17 protein-coding genes are annotated in these 17,456 nt (G+C 64.5%); 16 read left to right on the top strand and 1 reads right to left on the bottom strand.

Annotated features, from left to right (window positions below; translation table 11 throughout):
• From priA to OEX18_14190, 15 genes are all read left to right on the top strand, one after another.
• The coding region (priA, locus tag OEX18_14260; protein MDH4338433.1) for a primosomal protein N' at positions 1-1,020 on the top strand (1,020 nt) is incomplete at its 5' end.
• A 312-nt stretch (positions 1,021-1,332) separates the two neighbouring features.
• On the top strand, positions 1,333-2,418 hold the full coding sequence (locus OEX18_14255) for a tetratricopeptide repeat protein (protein MDH4338432.1): 1,086 nt from the start codon (positions 1,333-1,335) through the stop codon (positions 2,416-2,418).
• 283 nt (positions 2,419-2,701) lie between these two features.
• A complete protein-coding gene (gene rho, locus OEX18_14250) occupies positions 2,702-3,949 on the top strand; it encodes a transcription termination factor Rho (protein MDH4338431.1) in 1,248 nt (415 codons plus the stop codon).
• Between the two features lie 153 nt (positions 3,950-4,102).
• On the top strand, positions 4,103-4,609 hold the full coding sequence (locus OEX18_14245) for a DUF5946 family protein (GenBank protein ID MDH4338430.1): 507 nt from the start codon (positions 4,103-4,105) through the stop codon (positions 4,607-4,609).
• A gap of 85 nt (positions 4,610-4,694) precedes the next feature.
• Entirely contained in the window at positions 4,695-5,930 is a 1,236-nt protein-coding gene (locus OEX18_14240; protein ID MDH4338429.1) for a multiheme c-type cytochrome, read from the top strand.
• 18 nt (positions 5,931-5,948) lie between these two features.
• On the top strand, positions 5,949-6,680 hold the full coding sequence (locus OEX18_14235; GenBank protein ID MDH4338428.1) for a CPBP family intramembrane metalloprotease: 732 nt from the start codon (positions 5,949-5,951) through the stop codon (positions 6,678-6,680).
• Between the two features lie 142 nt (positions 6,681-6,822).
• A complete protein-coding gene (locus OEX18_14230) occupies positions 6,823-7,086 on the top strand; it encodes a type B 50S ribosomal protein L31 (protein ID MDH4338427.1) in 264 nt (87 codons plus the stop codon).
• Positions 7,087-7,107: 21 nt separating this feature from the next.
• The gene (locus tag OEX18_14225; GenBank protein MDH4338426.1) at positions 7,108-8,016 is read left to right on the top strand and encodes a DUF1385 domain-containing protein; all 909 of its coding nucleotides are present in this window, start codon (positions 7,108-7,110) and stop codon (positions 8,014-8,016) included.
• A gap of 40 nt (positions 8,017-8,056) precedes the next feature.
• Entirely contained in the window at positions 8,057-9,133 is a 1,077-nt protein-coding gene (prfA, locus tag OEX18_14220) for a peptide chain release factor 1 (GenBank protein ID MDH4338425.1), read from the top strand.
• An 8-nt stretch (positions 9,134-9,141) separates the two neighbouring features.
• A complete protein-coding gene (prmC, locus tag OEX18_14215) occupies positions 9,142-10,011 on the top strand; it encodes a peptide chain release factor N(5)-glutamine methyltransferase (protein MDH4338424.1) in 870 nt (289 codons plus the stop codon).
• 197 nt (positions 10,012-10,208) lie between these two features.
• On the top strand, positions 10,209-11,462 hold the full coding sequence (gene murA / locus OEX18_14210; GenBank protein MDH4338423.1) for a UDP-N-acetylglucosamine 1-carboxyvinyltransferase: 1,254 nt from the start codon (positions 10,209-10,211) through the stop codon (positions 11,460-11,462).
• 1 nt (position 11,463) lies between these two features.
• Complete coding sequence (selB, locus tag OEX18_14205; protein ID MDH4338422.1) at positions 11,464-13,389, top strand: selenocysteine-specific translation elongation factor; 1,926 nt, start codon at positions 11,464-11,466, stop codon at positions 13,387-13,389.
• 55 nt (positions 13,390-13,444) lie between these two features.
• Positions 13,445-13,828: a hypothetical protein gene (locus OEX18_14200; GenBank protein MDH4338421.1), complete on the top strand. Its 384-nt coding sequence runs from the start codon at positions 13,445-13,447 to the stop codon at positions 13,826-13,828.
• Positions 13,829-14,495: 667 nt separating this feature from the next.
• A complete protein-coding gene (locus OEX18_14195) occupies positions 14,496-14,639 on the top strand; it encodes a hypothetical protein (protein MDH4338420.1) in 144 nt (47 codons plus the stop codon).
• Positions 14,640-14,648: 9 nt separating this feature from the next.
• Complete coding sequence (locus tag OEX18_14190; protein ID MDH4338419.1) at positions 14,649-15,611, top strand: hypothetical protein; 963 nt, start codon at positions 14,649-14,651, stop codon at positions 15,609-15,611.
• A gap of 24 nt (positions 15,612-15,635) precedes the next feature.
• Here the strand turns inward: OEX18_14190 and OEX18_14185 are convergent, their stop codons facing one another.
• Positions 15,636-17,060, bottom strand: coding sequence for an NFACT RNA binding domain-containing protein (locus tag OEX18_14185; protein ID MDH4338418.1), 1,425 nt, complete (start codon positions 17,058-17,060; stop codon positions 15,636-15,638).
• A gap of 158 nt (positions 17,061-17,218) precedes the next feature.
• Here OEX18_14185 and OEX18_14180 point away from each other — a divergent pair.
• Positions 17,219-17,456, top strand: a 238-nt coding sequence (locus tag OEX18_14180) for a YicC family protein (GenBank protein MDH4338417.1), incomplete at its 3' end; no start/stop codon positions are given.

The raw sequence follows: 17,456 nt of genomic DNA, 5'->3' as shown, positions 1-17,456 counted from the left end.
ATGCGCGAGGAGGAGTCCCGCGGCAAGGTGTTCTCGCAGCACCTCATTGAACGCCTCGACGAAACCATCAAGGCGGGACACCAGGCCATCGTGTTCCTCAACAAGCGCGGTCACGCGCGCTACGTGCAGTGTGGCGCGTGCGGCTGGCTGGCCATGTGTGTGAACTGCGACGTCTCGCTCACCTTTCATCGCGTGGACGAGCGTCTCAAGTGCCACTTATGCGGGTACGAACGAGGCGTGCCGACGCGCTGCGACAAATGCAACAGCCGGCTTTTGAACTATACCGGCGTGGGCACGCAGCGCGTGGAGCTGGACCTGAGGGCGCTCTTTCCCGGCGTGGGCGTGCTGCGCATGGACGCCGACACCACCAGCGGCAAGGAGGGCCACCGCAAGATCCTGGAGGAGTTCAGCACCGGGCAGTATCCCATCCTGCTGGGCACGCAGATGGTCACCAAGGGCCACCACTTTCCCGGTGTGGCGCTGGTGGGGGTGGTGAGTGCGGAGGAGGGGCTCAATTTTCCGGACTTCCGCTCGGCGGAGCGCACCTTCCAGCAGCTCACCCAGGTGGCGGGGCGGTCGGGACGCAGTGGCGCGGGCGCGGTGGTCATCCAAACGTATTCACCGGACCACGCCGTGTTCCGGCACCTGGTGGCCAACGACTACGACGGCTTCATGGACGAGGAGCTGCAGGTGCGGCGCGACCTCAACTACCCGCCCTTCGCGCGCATGGTGCTGGCGGCGTGCAGCGGCACCGACGCCGCCGTGCTGGGCGCGCTCATGCTGGAATGGGCCGAGACGGCCCGCGAGATGCTCGGCGGCCGCGTGGCCGTCCTGGGCCCGACGCCGCCGCTCATCCCCCGGGTGAAGAACCGCTTCCGCGAGCACATGCTGCTCAAGGGCCCCATCCGCCAGGCGGACAAGGACGCCGTGCTGGGGGCCTTCCGCCGGCTCACCGAGAAGCGTCGCGGCGCCCGCGCGGTGGACCTGCGCTGGGACGTGGACCCGGAGTCATTCTTCTAGGCCGGGGTTAAGCCCAAGCGGGACGGGGGTTTGGAACGGCCGGCGGCCGGAAATTCGCCTTGACACCCCGCGCGTGGTCTCGTTTAATGGAGGCGTACGGCAGGTCCATACCCCGTGCATGGATCCCCAACAACCCACCTCGGCGGCCCCAGGGAAAGAACCGCCGCCCGGGATAATCAACCAAGCATTCGAAATTAACGTCCCGCCAACCCGTTTGATGGATAGGGTTGCCCGACAAAGAACCGTTGAAGTAATCAGGTCGGCCTGCACGCAGGTTCCGACCGGGCTGTACCGCTAGGGAGGCAGCGCGCGATGATCCGAGTACGATTCCTTGTATCGATGTTGATTCTGGCCGCGGCCGTCGCCGTGGGCTGCCAGTCGGTGGCTACCACGAGCGCCAAGCTTCGCAACCAGGAAGGCAACTACGACCTGGCGATCCAGCTGGCCAAGGAAGGCCTGGCCGCCAATCCCAACGACGCCGAGGCGCATTTCCAGCTGGGGTATTCCTACAGCCAGCTCGACAGTGTGGCGCTGGCGTACGAGCACTTCATGAAGGCGGCGGAGCTCGACCCGAAGAAAGTGCCCAACTGCAAAGACAACATCCAGAGCAACTTTGCCAAGCACTACAAGCTCGGTCAGAGCGCGTTCAACCGCCAGGACTACAAGGCCGCCGCCGGCGAGTTCGACCTGGCGACGCAGTCGGATCCCACACAGGCCAACGCGTACTACAACCTCGGTGTGGCGTACGATCGCCTTGCCGAGGACGACTCCACCTATCACCAGAAGGCGCTCGACGCGGCCGACAAGGTGCTCGAACTGTCGAACCCCAGCGACGCCAACTACCCGCGCGCGCTGCAGCTTGCCGGCAGCCAGCTGGTGGCGATGGGCCGCGAGGACGAGGCCGAGAACCGCTTCCAGCGACTCATCGACGAGGATCCGGCCAGCTACGAGGTCATTCAGGGCATCGGCATGGACCTGTTGAATCGCCAGGAGTGGAAGGGCGCGTCGATCTTCCTGAAGATGGCGTCTGAGGCGCGCGCCAAGGTGGGCGCGGAGGACTTCGACGTCTATTACAACGTCGGCGTGGCGCTCTACAATCAGCGCACGGAGGATCCCGCCGCGATCACCGAGGCCATCTCGTACTACGAGAAGGCGCTCGAATTGCAGCCGGATGAGCCCACCACCACCTTCAACATCGTGGTGGCCTATTACGCACAGAAGGATTTTTCAAACTCGGCCCTTTGGGGCGAGAAGTTCGTCCAGTTGAGGCCAGAGGATTCACGCGGCTGGCAGTTGCTGGCGCAGTCCTACGGGGAACTGGGCGAAAAGGACAAGGCGGCCCAGGCGGGCAAGCGCTTCGCGGAACTCCGCGAGGCGGAGATGAAGGCCCAGCAATAGCCGAAGGCACACCCGCCACCGGGCCGAGTGGAACGCGACTTGCATTCCTCCCGGCCCGGTGGTGTGGCGGTCCTCCCCGGGCGACGCCTCGAAACACACCCAGGTTGTTACTCTCAAAGCGAATACCTGAGAATCCCGGACTTGAAACAATCCCTGCCCATGTGGCTGATGAGTAATCAATTCAACGGCGGAGCGTTGTCTCCGTTGACAGTACGAACCTCCTACCATTCGGGTTAGTTAAGCACCCGACCCCGCCATCGTGTCCTCTATTGGAGCAAAAAGAATGGATATCGCCGAGCTGAAGGGGAAGACCATCTCCGAGCTGCTCGACGTCGCCAATGCCCTCGAAATCGAGGGCACCAGCAGCATGCGCAAGCAGGAGCTTATCTTCAAAGTCCTGGAAGCGCAGACGCAACAGAACGGGCTCATCTTCGCCGAGGGTGTTCTGCAGGTCCTTCCGGAGGGATACGGTTTCCTCCGTTCGCCGGACTACAACTACCTCCCGGGCCCGGACGACATCTACGTTTCGCCGTCGCAGATCAAGAAGTTCGATCTGCGCACCGGGGACACGGTGTCGGGCCAGATTCGCAGCCCGAAGGATTCGGAGCGATACTTCGCCCTCCTTCGCGTGGAGGCGGTGAATCACGAACACCCGGACGTCGCCAAGACCAAGCCCTTCTTCGATAACCTCACACCGCTGTATCCGGAAGAGGCGTTCAACCTGGAGCACGATCCCGAGGATCTCTCCACGCGCTTGATCAACCTGGTGTGTCCCATCGGCAAGGGTCAGCGAAGCCTCATCGTGGCGCAGCCGCGCACCGGTAAGACGATCCTCCTGCAGAAGATCGCCAACGCCATCTCGGCCAACCACCCCGAGGTCTACCTGATTGTGCTGCTCATCGACGAGCGTCCGGAAGAAGTGACGGACATGGAGCGCAACGTGAAGGGCGAGGTCATCAGTTCCACCTTTGACGAGCCGGCCGAGCGCCACGTGCAGGTGTCGGACATGGTCATCGAGAAGGCCAAGCGCCTGGTGGAGCACGGCAAGGACGTCGTGATCCTGCTCGACTCCATCACGCGACTGGCGCGCGCACACAACGCGGTGGTGCCCCACTCCGGGAAGATTCTCTCCGGCGGTGTGGACTCCAACGCACTGCAGCGCCCCAAGCGCTTCTTCGGCGCGGCGCGTAACATCGAGGGCAACGGCAGCCTCACCATCATCGCCACCGCGCTCATCGAGACCGGCAGCCGCATGGACGAGGTCATCTTCGAGGAGTTCAAGGGCACGGGTAATATGGAACTCGTGCTTGACCGCCGCTTGAGCGATAAGCGAGTCTTCCCCGCAGTCGACATCTTCAAGTCCGGCACGCGTAAGGAAGAACTGTTGATCGAGAAGAAAGATCTGGACAAGATCTGGATCTTGCGCAAATTCTTGAACGACAAGCCCCTCATGGAGGCCATGGAGTTCCTCCTCGACAAGCTTGGCAAGACCAAGACCAATGCGCAGTTCCTTAAGTCTATGAATGCCTAGTGCAGGGTTTTTAGCAACTTGGGTCTGCGCAAAGAAGCGCCCTCCGGGTAACCGGGGGGCGCTTCTGCTTTGTGTGCCGGTGGCCAGAAAACACTCCACTCTCCCGGCGTGCTATGCGAGGATGGCGGCAGGCCGTGGAAGGAGGTGCCATCGATGGCTGAGAAGAAGCCGAAGCGAGAGTGTCCCGGGTGCGGACTGCTGATGCCGCGCAGTGACAAGGTCACCTACGATGGCTATTTCAACAGTTCTCCCGAGTGCTGGGTGGTCTTCGAGGAGGTCCTCGCGGTCGCTTCCAGCAAGGACACCTACGCGCCCGTCTATCAACTCATTGTCGATGCGTACGCCGCCCAGCACGCGGGTGGTAAGCATCCGGACCGGTCGGTGCTCGTGCACCTGGCCGGCCTCTACGCCGCCTTCGACCTGGAGGTTCCCTACAACGAAATTCCGCCCCTGCTGCAGCGCCTGGCCGCGCAGAACACCAAGTGGCCCCGCATGCGTCCACCGGAGTTTCCGTCCCCGCTGACCGTTCTGGAACTCGCGCTCGCCGAAGGGTCCGCCGATTTCATCACCCGCGCGGGAACCTGGGCCAACTCGGTGTGGAATTCGTGGGCGGAGCACCACGGACGCGTGGCGACGTTCGTCAACAACGCGGGAACCTGACCCGGCACAACACGGCTGACACGGGGCGGGGATCGTGCTATGAATTCATATGCCGCGCAGCCTTCCTGATCGAAAGGAGCACGTCATGATCCGGGTGCTCGCCCTCACGGCCGTTCTGGTCTTCCCGCTCGCCGCCACCGCCCAGCCCAACCCCTGCATCCAGTGTCACACCGATGTCACCCCCGGCATTGTGGGCGACTGGGAGCTGAGTGCTCATGCGGGGGAGGGTGTTGAGTGCAACGACTGCCACGGCGACCGACACTCCTCCGCGTCCGATGTCGACAAGGTGGACATTCCCACGCCGGAGACCTGCGCCACCTGCCACGAGGAGCGCGTGGCACAGTTCAAGCGCGGCAAGCACGCGTTTGCGTGGGCGGCCATGAAGGCCATGCCCACCGCGCACGCGCAACCCATCGCGCTCATGGAGGGCATGAAGGGTTGCGGGGGCTGCCACAAGATCGGCCTCAAGTCCGATGAGGACATGGCCGCCATCAGGAAGGAGGGCGGGAAGTTCGGCGTCGCCTCCTGCAACGCCTGCCACACGCGCCACCTCTTTTCGGTGGAAGAGGCCCGCGCACCGCAGGCCTGCCAGACCTGCCACATGGGATTCGATCACCCGCAGTGGGAGATGTGGTCCGCGAGCAAGCACGGGGTGCGCGCGCTACTCAAGCAGTCTATGGTTCTTCCGCAGTCCGCCGCCGGGCCCACCTGCCAGACCTGCCACATGCAGGATGGCAACCACGAGGTCCGCACCGCCTGGGGATTCCTTGCGGTGAGGCTGCCGTTGCGTGGCGGCAGGGAGTGGGAGGCGGATCAGACCACCATCATGCAGGCGCTCGGGGTTCTCGATCCCGACGGCAAGCCGACCGAGCGGCTCAAGGTGGTGGAGGCGGCGCAGGTGGCGCGGCTCACCCAGGAGGAGTTCGACGCCGAACGCGCGCGCATGCTCACCGCCTGCAGCGAATGTCACTCTGAGAACTTCGCCCGGGCCGAACTGGCCAAGGGCGACGACATGATCCGCGAGGCGGACCACCTGCTCGCGCAGGCCATTCGTATCGTTGCCGGTCTCTACAAGGATGGCACGCTCAAGAAGCCGAAGGAATACGCATACGCGTTCCCGGATCTGCTCGCGTTCCACGACGCGCCCACGCCCATCGAGCAACGGCTCTTCCAGATGCACCTCGAGCACCGCATGCGCGCGTTCCAGGGCACGTTCCACGCCAACCCGGACTACGCGTTGTGGTATGGATGGAGCGAGATGAAGCGCGACCTCACCGAGATCGAGCACATGGCAGAAGAGATGCGGTCCAGCTGGCGCTAGCGGGCGCGCGGGGAGAGCATGACACCGGGACTGTTCGAACACGGGCTCTTTGCCATCGTCACGCTGCTGATGCCATTGTGGGCGCAGCGGCAGTACCGCGTGCTTCTCAATGAGATCGAAGCGGGCAAGGCGGACGCGCGCGTCAACGCGTACCGCCGAACCATGGCGGTGGAGTGGTCGCTCGCAATCCTCGTGCTGGTGCGGTGGGGTGTGCGCGGCCAGTTGCCGGGTGTAATGGGCGCCGGCGACATCGGGACCGCCTGGTGGGTAGGAGCCGCGCTCGCCGCGATCGCGAGCGTCCTGCTCGTCCTTCAGACCGTCGTGGTCCTGCGCAGCGCCGAGCGTATCGGACAGGCGCGTGCCCAGCTGGAGCCGCTGCAATCCATCATCCCCGCCAGCGCGCGCGAGGGGCGCTACTTCTCGGCGCTGTCGGCGACGGCCGGCATCTGCGAGGAGATCGTCTACCGCGGTTTTCTCATTGCATACCTCGCGTGGTTCTTCCCGCTGTGGGCCGCGGTGGCGCTGTCCTCGGTGGTCTTCGGGCTGGGGCACGCCTATCAGGGCGCGGGCGGCATCGTCAAGACGGGGCTGGTGGGGCTGGCGATGGCGGGGCTCTTCGTTCTGACGGGTTCACTGTGGGCGCCCATCCTGGTCCACGCGGTGATCGACCTCAACTCGGGGTACCTGGGCCGGAAGGTGCTCGGCCTCCCGGCGGGGGCCGCCGCGGCTTCGGCGGCCCGCCAGGACTAAGAGAATCTCTCGGAGGCACATACGGCCGTCGCGCCCGCCCCCGTCGTCCTTCGGGCCGGCCGTTAACCCCTTGCGCGCAGGCCGCCCGACCCCGTATAATGCTTGTTTCACAGGCTTAAAATTTGCCGGGAGTTCAGAGGAAATGAAGAAAGAAATACATCCGCAGTACCACCCCGTGGTGTTCGTCGATCCGAGCGTCGGGGCGGAGTTCATCACCCGCTCCACCATGAAGAGCAACGAGACCCGTGACATCGACGGGGTCAAGCACTTCGTGGTTCGCATGGAAATCTCGTCCGCGTCGCACCCGTTCTACACGGGCAAGCGCAAGTTCGTCGACACGGCGGGCCGCGTGGAACGCTTCCGCGAGAAGTACAAGTACAAAGACGTCGGCGGGACGAACGAGTAGCCGCGACCCATCGCAGCACCCATGTCGGAAAAGCCCATCAGCGTCGGTGGCCAGGCGGTCATCGAAGGCGTCATGATGCGGTCGCCAACTTATTACGCGACCGCCGTCCGCACGCCCCAGGGGACCATTGTCATCCAGAAGACCCGCTTCGAGGCACTGACGCACCGCTTCAAGTTTCTCAACATTCCCATCCTGCGCGGGGCCATCGGTCTGGTTGAGATGATGTGGATCGGCATCTCGTCGCTGTCGTACTCGGCATCGCAGGCCGCGGACGAGGACAGCGATCCCAAGCCGAAGAAGAACGTGGGCACCAACCTCACCATCTTCGGTTCGGTGGTGTTCGCGCTGGGCATGGGCTTCCTGTTGTTCTTCCTGCTGCCGTTGTGGCTCACCGAGCTCACCGGCGTGCAGAACGGCATCGGCTTCAACCTCATCGACGGCGCCATCCGCCTGGTGTTCTTCCTGGGCTATCTGTTTCTGATCGCCCAGTGGAAGGACATGCAGCGCATCTTTCAGTACCACGGCGCCGAGCACAAGACCATCTACGTGTACGAAAATAAGCAGGACCTCACCGTGGCCAATGCGCGCCCCTACACCACACTGCACCCGCGTTGCGGCACCAGCTTCCTGCTGGTGGTGATGCTGGTGAGCATCCTGGTGTTCTCGGTGCTGGGCAAGCCGGACACGTGGGGCGAGCGCATGTTCCGCTTTGCCATGATCCCGGTCATCGGGGGCATCTCGTTCGAGTTCATCCGCCTCTCCGCCAAGGAGCGCTTTGCCCGCTTCCTCAAACCCGCCGTGTGGCCGGGTCTCACGCTGCAAAAAGTCACGACACGCGAACCGAGCGATGATATGCTGGAAGTCGCGATTGCGGCCCTGAACGCGTGCCTCGACTACCAGAACGTGCGCCTGGAGATACCCTCCAGCTAGCGTCGTTCGCCGCCGCATCGCGAAACGCGGCAACACTTCCATGGCTTCCAAGTACGATCCCATACTCGAGCGTTTCGACGAGCTGACCGGCCTGCTCTCCGACGAGAAGGTCATCAAGGACAACGCCCGCTGGCGCAAACTCGCCAAGGAGCGCTCGGACATGGAGGAGCTGGTGGAGGTGTCGGCCAAGCTCAAGAAGATCACCGAGACGCTCGAGGACAACTCGAAGATCATCAAGGCCAACGAGGACGCCGAGCTGGTGGAGATTGCGCGCGCGGAAATGGACTCCCTGGAAGCGGAGCTCGAGGAACTGGAAGAGAAGTTCCGTGTTCTCATCGTCCCCAGGGATCCCAACGACGACAAGAACACCGTCATGGAAATCCGCGCCGGCACCGGCGGCGAGGAGTCCGCGTTGTTCGCGGGCGACCTGCTGCGCATGTACCAGCGCTACTTCGAGCTCAAGGGCTGGAAGGCGGAGGTGCTCTCCAGCAACGAGACCGGCATGGGCGGCTTCAAGGAAGTGGTGCTGCTGGTGGCGGGGCACGGCGCCTTTGGACGTCTCAAGTACGAGAGCGGCGTGCACCGGGTGCAGCGCGTGCCGGCCACCGAGGCCAGCGGGCGCATCCACACCTCGGCGGCATCGGTGGCGGTGCTGCCGGAAGCTGAGGAAGTGGAGATCCACATCGAGCCCAACGAACTGCGTATCGACGTGTACCGCTCCAGCGGCCCCGGCGGGCAGAGTGTGAACACCACCGACAGCGCGGTGCGCATCACGCACATTCCCACCGGCCTGGTGGTGACCTGCCAGGAGGAGCGCTCGCAGATCAAGAACCGCGCGAAGGCCATGAAGGTGCTGCAGGCGCGGCTGCTGGACCGCGCGCAGTCCGAGCAGGACCAGAAGATGTCCGCCGAGCGCAGGAGCCAGATTGGTTCGGGCGACCGCAGCGCCAAGATCCGCACCTATAACTTTCCCCAACAGCGCGTCACCGACCACCGCATCAACTACACCACGCACACGCTGAACGCGGTGATGGAGGGCGACCTGGACGAACTCATCGACGCGCTGCACAAGGCAGATGTACTCGAACGCGCCGCGCAGCGCGCGCCCGCCAAGTGAGGCGCGGCATGCATCCCGCCACCGAGACCATCCGCGACCTGCTCAACCGCGCCGAAACGCATCTCAACAGGAGTGGCGTCCCCAATGCCCGCCGCAACGCGGAGTGGATGCTGTGCGCAACGCTCGGGGTCAGCATGCTGGATCTCTACGTGCGCTCGCGGGAGAGCCTGGGGCCGGAGCCGATCGGGAGCTACTGGCGGCGCATCGAGCGCCGCGCGTCGCGCGAGCCGCTGCAGTACATCCTGGGCAGCACGGAGTTCATGGCGCTGCCGTTCTTTGCGCGCCCCGGGGTGTTCGTGCCGCGGCCGGACACCGAAGTGCTGGTGGAACACGCGGAGAAGAAACTGCGCGCGCTGGCGCTGCACGAGCCGGCGCTGGTGCTCGACCTGTGCTGCGGCAGCGGCGTCATCGGGGTGTCCATTGCAAAACGCGTCCCCAACGCGGGGGTGACGGCGGTGGACGTGTCCGACGCGGCGGTCGAACTGACCGCGGACAACGCGGCGCACAACGAGGTGAGTGACCGGGTGCGGCTGGTACACGACGATGCCGTGGAGTATCTCGACAGCACCGCGGACCGCTTTGCGGCGATTCTATGCAATCCGCCCTACATCGCCTCCGGCGAGCTGGCGGGGCTGCCGCGCGAGGTGCGCGAGCACGAGCCCATGCTGGCCCTGGACGGCGGCGCCGACGGGCTGGATTTCTACCGTCGCGCAATTCCGCGAATGGTGCGATGCTTGCTCCCGAACGGATTCGTCATGGTGGAGATCGGCGACGATCAGGGCGCCGCGGTCTCGGACCTGTTCGAGGGCGCCAGCTTCACGAGTGTGCGCGTGATCAAGGACCTGGCCGGACGGGATCGGGTGGTCATTGCGTACTGATAAGCGCACGCGACTGCGCGCGGCGTTTCGCGGACACGGGGTCTCGGCGCCCCACCGGGCGCCTCGCCCCTCGGCACTCGGCCTCGCTCGCCTCGCCCCATCTTGTTGAAAGGGGCTCGGCACCGTGGCCGCTCGGCCTCCGTGACGGTCCGCTCAATCGCCGCGGCGCAGTCGCGCAACCGTCAAGAAAGACACGTATGGATAAATTTGTAGTACAAGGACCCACGCCCCTTTCGGGAACCATTCCCGTCAACGGGGCCAAGAACGCTGTGCTGCCGCTCATGGCCGCGGCGCTGTTGTCGCGCGGCACCAGCGTCATCGAGAACGTGCCCGACCTGCGTGACGTCACCACCATGGTGAAGATGCTCGACATCCTCGGTGCGAAGACCACGCGCGAGGGCAGCACCATGACCATCGACACGCGCGAGGCCAACGGCCTCGAGGCGCCGTACGAACTGGTGCGTACCATGCGCGCGTCCATCTATGTTCTGGCACCCACGCTTGCCATCCACGGCCGCGCGCGCGTGAGCATGCCCGGTGGTTGCGCGTGGGGCCCGCGTCCCATCGACCTGCATCTGATGGCCATGGAGAAGCTGGGCGCGAAGATCGCGCTCGAGCACGGCTACATCGAGGCCAGTTGCGAGCGCCTGCGCGGTGCTGAGATCGTGTTTCCCATTTCCAGCGTGGGTGCCACCGCGCAGACCATCATGGCGGCCGCGCTGGCGGAAGGCACCACCGTGCTGGAGAACGCAGCACTCGAGCCCGAGATCACCGACCTGGTGCACGCGCTGCAGGAGTGCGGTGTCGAAATCGAAGGTGCGGACACGCCGCGCATCGTGGTGCACGGCACCACCTCGGTGAAGCCGCTCGAGCACCGCGTCATCCCGGACCGCATCGAGGCCGAGACCTTCATGGGGGCGGCCGCCATCACCGGTGGCAACGTGCTCATCACGCACTGCAACCCGGGCCACATGCACGCGGTGATCTCCGTGCTGGAGGCGGCGGGCGCCACGGTGGAGGCCGGTGAAAACGAAGTGCGCGTGAAGGGACCGTCGCGCCTGAAGGCGACAGACGTGGTCACGCGCGAGTACCCCGGGTTTCCCACCGACATGCAGGCGCAGATCATCGCGCTGCTGTGCCGCGCCGACGGTGTCAGCACGGTGAAGGAGACCATCTATCCCGACCGCTTCACCCACGTGCCCGAGTTGCGCCGCTTTGGCGCCGACGTGCGCCTGGACGGCAACCTGGCCGTGATCCGCGGTGTGGAAAAACTGCAGGGTGCGCCGGTGATGGCCACCGACATCCGTGCCTCGTCGGGGCTCATTCTGGCCGCGATGAGTGCGCAGGGACAAACCGAGATCCTCCGCGTTTACCATATCGACCGCGGGTATCAGCGCATCGAAGAGCGCCTCAACGCCCTCGGCGCCCGCATCGAGCGCGCCAGCCAGTAACGTGAGCGGATCGCCCGGGAAGACCACCGCCCCGGCCGCGCGCCACTTCATCCTGGGCACCGCCGGCCACGTCGACCACGGCAAGACCGAGCTGGTACGCGCGCTCACCGGCCACGACACCGACCGCCTCAAGGAAGAGAAGGACCGCGGCATCTCCATCGAGCTGGGCTTTGCGCCCCTCGTGCTCGACGGCGGCGTGTTCGTGGGCATCATCGACGTTCCCGGGCACGAGCGCTTCGTGCGCCAGATGGTGGCGGGCGCGGGCGGCATCGATCTGGCCATGCTGCTGGTGGCCGCCGACGAGAGCGTCATGCCGCAGACGCGCGAGCACCTGGAGGTATTGCGCGCGCTGGGCGTGCGCCACGGCATGGTGGTGGTCTCCAAGTCCGACCTCGCCACTGACGACACCCTCCCGCTGCTGAAAGAAGAGATCGCCGAACTTGTGCACGGCACCTTCCTGGAAGACGCGCCGGTGGTGCTCGCCTCCGCGCGCACCGGCGCCGGCCTCGATGACATTCGCGCCACGCTCGCAGCGCTCGCGGCCCAGGTGGAGAATCGCAACGCCGCGGGGCCGTTCCGCCTGGCGGTGGACCGCGTGTTTCACCAGAAGGGAATCGGCGTGGTTGTCACCGGCAGTTGCTACTCCGGCCGAGTTACGGTGGGGGACGAGCTCGACCTGCTGCCGTCGGCAAAGCGCGTGCGCGTTCGTGAACTGCAGAGCTTTGGCGCCAAACGCAACGAGGGGGTTGCCGGCGAACGCCTCGCCATTGCGTTGCACGGTGTGAAGCTGGAAGAGGTGGCGCGCGGCGACATGCTCACCACGCCGGGCAAGTTCACGGGTGCCGACACGGTGGACGTGCGCATGACGCTTGCCACGATAGAAGATCTGGAAGTAAAGAACCGCGAGCGCATTCGCATCCACCATGGTGCGCGGGAACTGCTGGGCCGCGTGGTGCTGCTGGAGGGCGACGTGCTGCGCGCGGGAGAGTCCATGCTCGCGCAGCTGCGCCTGGAAAGTCCGCTGGTGGCGGGGGCGGGCGATCACTTCGTGGTGCGCAAGTACTCACCACCGCGCGTCATTGGGGGCGGTGTGGTGGTCGACGCGCACGCGGAGAAGCATCGCCGCGCCGACGCCGCCGCCATCGACCGGCTGCGCATCCGCGAACAGGGCGATCCCGAAACCGTGCTTGCCAAGGCAGCCGAGCGTGCGGGCATCGCAGGAATCGCGGAGGCGGACGCCGACACCGCCACCGCCGCGGCGCTGGTCGAGCGGGGTGATCTCGTCGCCATCGCGGGACGCTTCTATCACCACCACGCGCTCGACGCACTCGCCGCGCGCGCACTGGAACTGGCCGGCGCGCACCAGGCGCGCTTCCCGTTGCAGTGGGGACTGGGCAAGGAGGAGCTGCGCCAGCGATTGGCGTTTCCGCACCCCGCGGCCACCTTCAACCGCGTCATCGAAACCCTCGGCGCCACCCACCCGTTGTTCGTGCGCGGCGACCGCGTGCGTGCGGGCTCGGCGGACATCGAACTTCCGCCGGCGCTGGCGCGTGCAGTAGAGGAACTCGGCAATACCATTCGCGCTGCCGGTCTCGCGTTTCCCTCGCGCGCCGAGATCGAGCGCGCGTGGACATCGGAAACGCGCGTCCAGGATGCGCTGCAGTACCTGCGCGACGCGGGAGAAATTGTGGATGTGGGCGAGGGGGTTCTGCACGTTTCCGCGCTCGGGCAGTGCGTGGAAACGCTGCGAAAGTTGTTTGCCGGGCAAGGCGAGCTGGGGGTGGCGGATCTCCGTAACGCCTTTGGAATCACGCGCAAACACGTGGTGCCGCTGCTGGAGTTCCTGGACGCGCGGCGCATCACCCTGCGCCGGGGGGACGTGCGTGTGCCGGGCGGCGCGCTGGGCGAGGGGTCGGCCGCCGGGTGAGAACTTCCCGATCCCCCCTACCCGAAACGCGAGAAGTCTGCTATAGTACGCAGTAATGAAGCTCCTCCGCACAGTTCTGGCTGCGCTTGCCCTGATTGCGCTCCTCGTGCCGACCGTCGGCCTGGGCGATCAGTTGCCGGTCCCGCTGGAAAAGAAGCTCACGGCCGGCACCACCAATGTCACCTACCTGGGGCAGACGCTGCGGTTCACCACCTCGGTACCGCTGCTGGTCAAGTGCGACGCGGAGACCTCCACCCGCTTCAAGATGACGGTGACGCTCTACCCGGGCACACCGCTCCCCAACGGTCCCAACACCTACGCTGCCGAGAACCTGTATATCTACTGGTCCAACTTCGGGACCGATGTCTACAACGGCGGCGTTCCCTCGGGCGAGTTGACCACCTGGCTCAACACCGAGGGCGGCTTCGTCGACCGCTGATTTCGTAAGCTTTTTTTACCCCCCGTAAGATTTTTTAACGGTTTGCCCGCAGGCACCCCCGTCAACGGCTGTTGCTGTTTCGTTATTCCATTGTCAATATTGAAGTTAAGGCCCCATATGCGGGTCCCCGCAGGCGCGATTTGGCACACCAATTGCACAATGCAATGTTGACCAGCGTGCTGCGCTTATTGGAAGGGTGCTCCAGCAGGGGTGCCGGGATACAGGAAGAGGCAGCGCGTCTGGTTACGGAGGGCGGTGTCAAGGAGGCTGCGTATTCCTCTCTAGTTGGCGTCAGCCGGCCTGAGCGGGTGCCTTCCCCTGAGTGGCTCGCCAAGCCAGTGAATCATAGCCCTTGCCCTTAGCGTGATTCCGAGCGGCAACGCTCTCCGGAACGAAAAGAGGGAAGCACTTCGGTGCTTCCCTCTTTTTTTGTGCCCGCGGCAGAAGGAGTTGACCCGTTCTCAGATGCATGGCCATCCTGACCGTGACTCACGGGGCGACATTGAGCGTTCATGACACATCCAATCCAGGCGACTACTCGGTTCATCCATCACAGGCGGGAGCTCGCACCCCGAGGCTCCACGTTGACTGCCAGGCACCACGGTTCAAGGTCGCCTGGCCATCTCGGCACTTGCGAATACCAGTAACGGAGCTGTTCATACGTGATATGGAGAAGCGCCGGACCTATCAGGTGGACGGCGTGTACCTGGGTGTCAGCAACCTCAACTGGAGCCATGACTCGAGGACGCTGTTCTTTGGTGCGTCGTCTGTCGACGAGAACGGGGTGTACCGGGTCACGCTTCCGGACTAGTTTGACAAGATGCGGACCAGAAACACGTTCATTGTGATTGTTTGCGTCCTTGCGGCGGTTGGCTTGCTCGGCTGCGGCAGCAGCAAGCTCAATCCGGAGCGAATTAGTGGAACGGAACGGTACTTTCCCTATCTGGGAGAATGGATCTCAGTTTCCCCAGGTGAGCAATTCCTGATATTCGCAGAGGTCGATTCAACTTTGCCACCGCCGCCATATCGAGGTGAGTTCCCGTCGGATTTCCATCTCGTGACGTTCGACCTGAGGACAGGAGCGAAGACAAATCACGTGCTCGATGACATCCCGTCGGACGCGCTGACCGACTACAAATCGAACCCATGGCTTGGAATCATCTACTCCTTTGACCCGGTGGGGTGGAATGGAGGGACGTTTGGAATCAAGTGCCGGGATTGGCGCCAGCGCCCGTGGGTCGTGTTTATTCCGGGAGTTCCTGAAGCGCGGGTCGAAACGCGTCCGGAATCAGTGGGCTGCAGCGATTGTCCCCCTCAGGGAGCCGTGACGAAACTCTCTCAGTCTCGGGGTGTCGCGTTGAACATGGAACAGCCGGGTCGATTCAGTGCAGCGTGGCGGAATGGGAAATTGTCCGATGACCTGTACATGAGTCGCCGGCACGGGGATGATTTGGAGTTCGTTCGGGTAGGATCTGATAGGAAACAGAAGAAGGTGGCCAAGGCGGGGCGCTTTTTCAGTGAGACGGGCTACTACCAGACACGCGTCTCGCCGGACGAGCGGTACCTGGCGTACGCGGTGATCTTCCGGTTCAAGGTTCCCATTCCGACGGGTGGGGTTGTGGAGCTGTTCATACGTGATATGGAGAAACGCCGGACCTATCAGGTGGACGGCGTGTACCTGGGTGTCAGCAACCTCAACTGGAGTCATGATTCGCGGACGCTGTTCTTTGGTGCGTCGTCTGTCGACGAGAACGGGGTGTACCGGGTCACGCTTCCGGACTGAACCCCACCGCTGCGCTACGAGTAGTTACTCCTCTTCCCCCTCTGGTAGTTTGGGCGGGACCATCAGCATTTTTTCGCGTTCGCAGGTGACCTGGCCGGGGTTGGCGCCGCGGAATTTGCGCACGTACTTGCGCTGGGTGTAGATGACGGGGACGAGGCCGCTGTGGCGCGCCTTGGAGTAGTGCGCGGCGATGGACGCGGTGGCCTGGATGATCGCCGAGGGCGGGTTGCCCTTGCCGCCGCGCGACTTGAGGATCACATGCGAGCCGGCCACGTTGTGCGCGTGGAACCAGAGGTCCATGGGTGCGGCCACCTTAAAGGTGATCTCGTCGTTCTCGTGGTTGGAGCGTCCCACCATGGCGAACCAGTTGGCGTCCAGGTCGAACTGGCGGTAGGTCTTCTCCTGATCCTTCTTCTTTTTGGTGGCGCCGATGGGCGGCGCCTTGTCGTCGAGCTTGATCCCGAACTTGGCGCGAATGGCCTCCACCAGCTTGAGCGCCTCGGTGAAGGTGCGCGCCTGTTCGAGAAGGCGCAGGGACGCCTCGAGTTCCTCGCTCTCTTTTTGCACCAGCGCCAGACGCTTGGTGGAGTGCGCGAGACTCTTCTCCAGTTTCGACACGCGCCGGAAGCGCTTCTCAATCTGCACGTGGATGGGATCGGGCGGGTCGAGCTCGATGGCGTGGATTTTCTCGGCGTCGTAAAGGTCGGGAAGATCGACGTGCGTCGCGCCGGCGGGAATGCGCGTCTGGTACGCGGCGAGTGTTTCGGCAACGCGGCGTTCTTCGCCGTGCGTGTGGGCGGTCTCGATGTCGGACTCCAGGTTCATCGCCAGCCGCCGCAGCGACTCCACCTTGCGGCGCGCGGGGCGCGTGACGCGGCGGATGATGGTCTCGTGCGCGCCGTCCAGCACGCGCTGCCCCAGCACCTCGCACGCATCCAGTGCCGACGAAAACGGCCCCAGCACAACGGCGTTCTCCGTGTCGCGTGGTGGCCGGGAGCCCGCAAACGGCGCGGCCGAGCCGGGCCGCCCTGTGATAAGCATGCGGAAGGGCGGGTTGATGGGCTCGGCGGGGGTGACACTGGCGGGCACGTCGTCATAGCGCGTGGAACCGCGGCCCACGATTTCCGCGGCAACCCCGTCGCGCGACACAAATGCGGCCCCCGCCGACCCGAACAGCACCAGCGACAGGGTGAGGTGTTCGCGCCCGCGCGTGACCACGTCAATTTGCAGCACGCGGTTGCCGTCCGGGCAGGAGACCTCCTGAATCTCGGCGCCGGCCAGGCGGTCCATCCGCTCGGGTGCGCGCGCGCCCTCAAACGGCGAGCGGCGCCCCAGAAAACAGAACGGCCCCGGGGTTTCCAGCACCGCCACCAGGTAGCGGTCTTGCGCATAGGAGATGGCGAGCACGGGCGGATACCACAGCGGCATGCCGAGGTAGCACCCGATCATCTGCTCCCGGGCTTCCCGGGCGAATCGTGCAAGGAGAGACGCATTCATAAGCTGTTATCGAAGCGCCCGTTGTCGCCCATGTTCAAATTGACACCCCGTGGCGCGGTCCATAGTATAGGGACTCGTCGCGTGTTTTCAATTCAATCGAGGAAAAGACAATGCTGATCAGCATGACGGGTTTCGGAACCGGCGAGGCAACCTCGGGCGGCTCCACGGTGTCCGTGGAGATCCGCTCGGTCAACCACCGCTTCCTCGACCTCGCCTTCAAACTCCCCCGGGTGCTGCAGAACCGCGAACAGGACATCAAGGATCTGGTGCGCGCGCGCCTGGCGCGGGGGCGGGTGTCCATCACCATGTCGGTCGAATCGGCCGCGGCGGGCCGCGCGGTCACCATCA

This window comes from Candidatus Krumholzibacteriia bacterium, assembly GCA_029865265.1.
Lineage (GTDB): Bacteria > Krumholzibacteriota > Krumholzibacteriia > WVZY01 > JAKEHA01 > JAKEHA01.
This window is presented reverse-complemented; position numbering and strand designations above follow the sequence as displayed.

What these genes read in the sequence shown, in the direction of transcription:
- OEX18_14225 (MDH4338426.1), top strand. Translation starts at nt 7,108, where the DNA reads ATGTCGGAAAAGCCCATCAGCGTCGGTGGCCAGGCGGTCATCGAAGGC.
- OEX18_14235 (MDH4338428.1), top strand. Translation starts at nt 5,949, where the DNA reads ATGACACCGGGACTGTTCGAACACGGGCTCTTTGCCATCGTCACGCTG.
- OEX18_14245 (MDH4338430.1), top strand. Translation starts at nt 4,103, where the DNA reads ATGGCTGAGAAGAAGCCGAAGCGAGAGTGTCCCGGGTGCGGACTGCTG.
- OEX18_14255 (MDH4338432.1), top strand. Translation starts at nt 1,333, where the DNA reads ATGATCCGAGTACGATTCCTTGTATCGATGTTGATTCTGGCCGCGGCC.
- prfA (MDH4338425.1), top strand. Translation starts at nt 8,057, where the DNA reads ATGGCTTCCAAGTACGATCCCATACTCGAGCGTTTCGACGAGCTGACC.
- prmC (MDH4338424.1), top strand. Translation starts at nt 9,142, where the DNA reads ATGCATCCCGCCACCGAGACCATCCGCGACCTGCTCAACCGCGCCGAA.
- OEX18_14230 (MDH4338427.1), top strand. Translation starts at nt 6,823, where the DNA reads ATGAAGAAAGAAATACATCCGCAGTACCACCCCGTGGTGTTCGTCGAT.
- OEX18_14195 (MDH4338420.1), top strand. Translation starts at nt 14,496, where the DNA reads ATGGAGAAGCGCCGGACCTATCAGGTGGACGGCGTGTACCTGGGTGTC.
- OEX18_14190 (MDH4338419.1), top strand. Translation starts at nt 14,649, where the DNA reads ATGCGGACCAGAAACACGTTCATTGTGATTGTTTGCGTCCTTGCGGCG.
- OEX18_14185 (MDH4338418.1), bottom strand. Translation starts at nt 17,060, where the DNA reads ATGATCGGGTGCTACCTCGGCATGCCGCTGTGGTATCCGCCCGTGCTC.
- murA (MDH4338423.1), top strand. Translation starts at nt 10,209, where the DNA reads ATGGATAAATTTGTAGTACAAGGACCCACGCCCCTTTCGGGAACCATT.
- OEX18_14240 (MDH4338429.1), top strand. Translation starts at nt 4,695, where the DNA reads ATGATCCGGGTGCTCGCCCTCACGGCCGTTCTGGTCTTCCCGCTCGCC.
- OEX18_14200 (MDH4338421.1), top strand. Translation starts at nt 13,445, where the DNA reads ATGAAGCTCCTCCGCACAGTTCTGGCTGCGCTTGCCCTGATTGCGCTC.
- rho (MDH4338431.1), top strand. Translation starts at nt 2,702, where the DNA reads ATGGATATCGCCGAGCTGAAGGGGAAGACCATCTCCGAGCTGCTCGAC.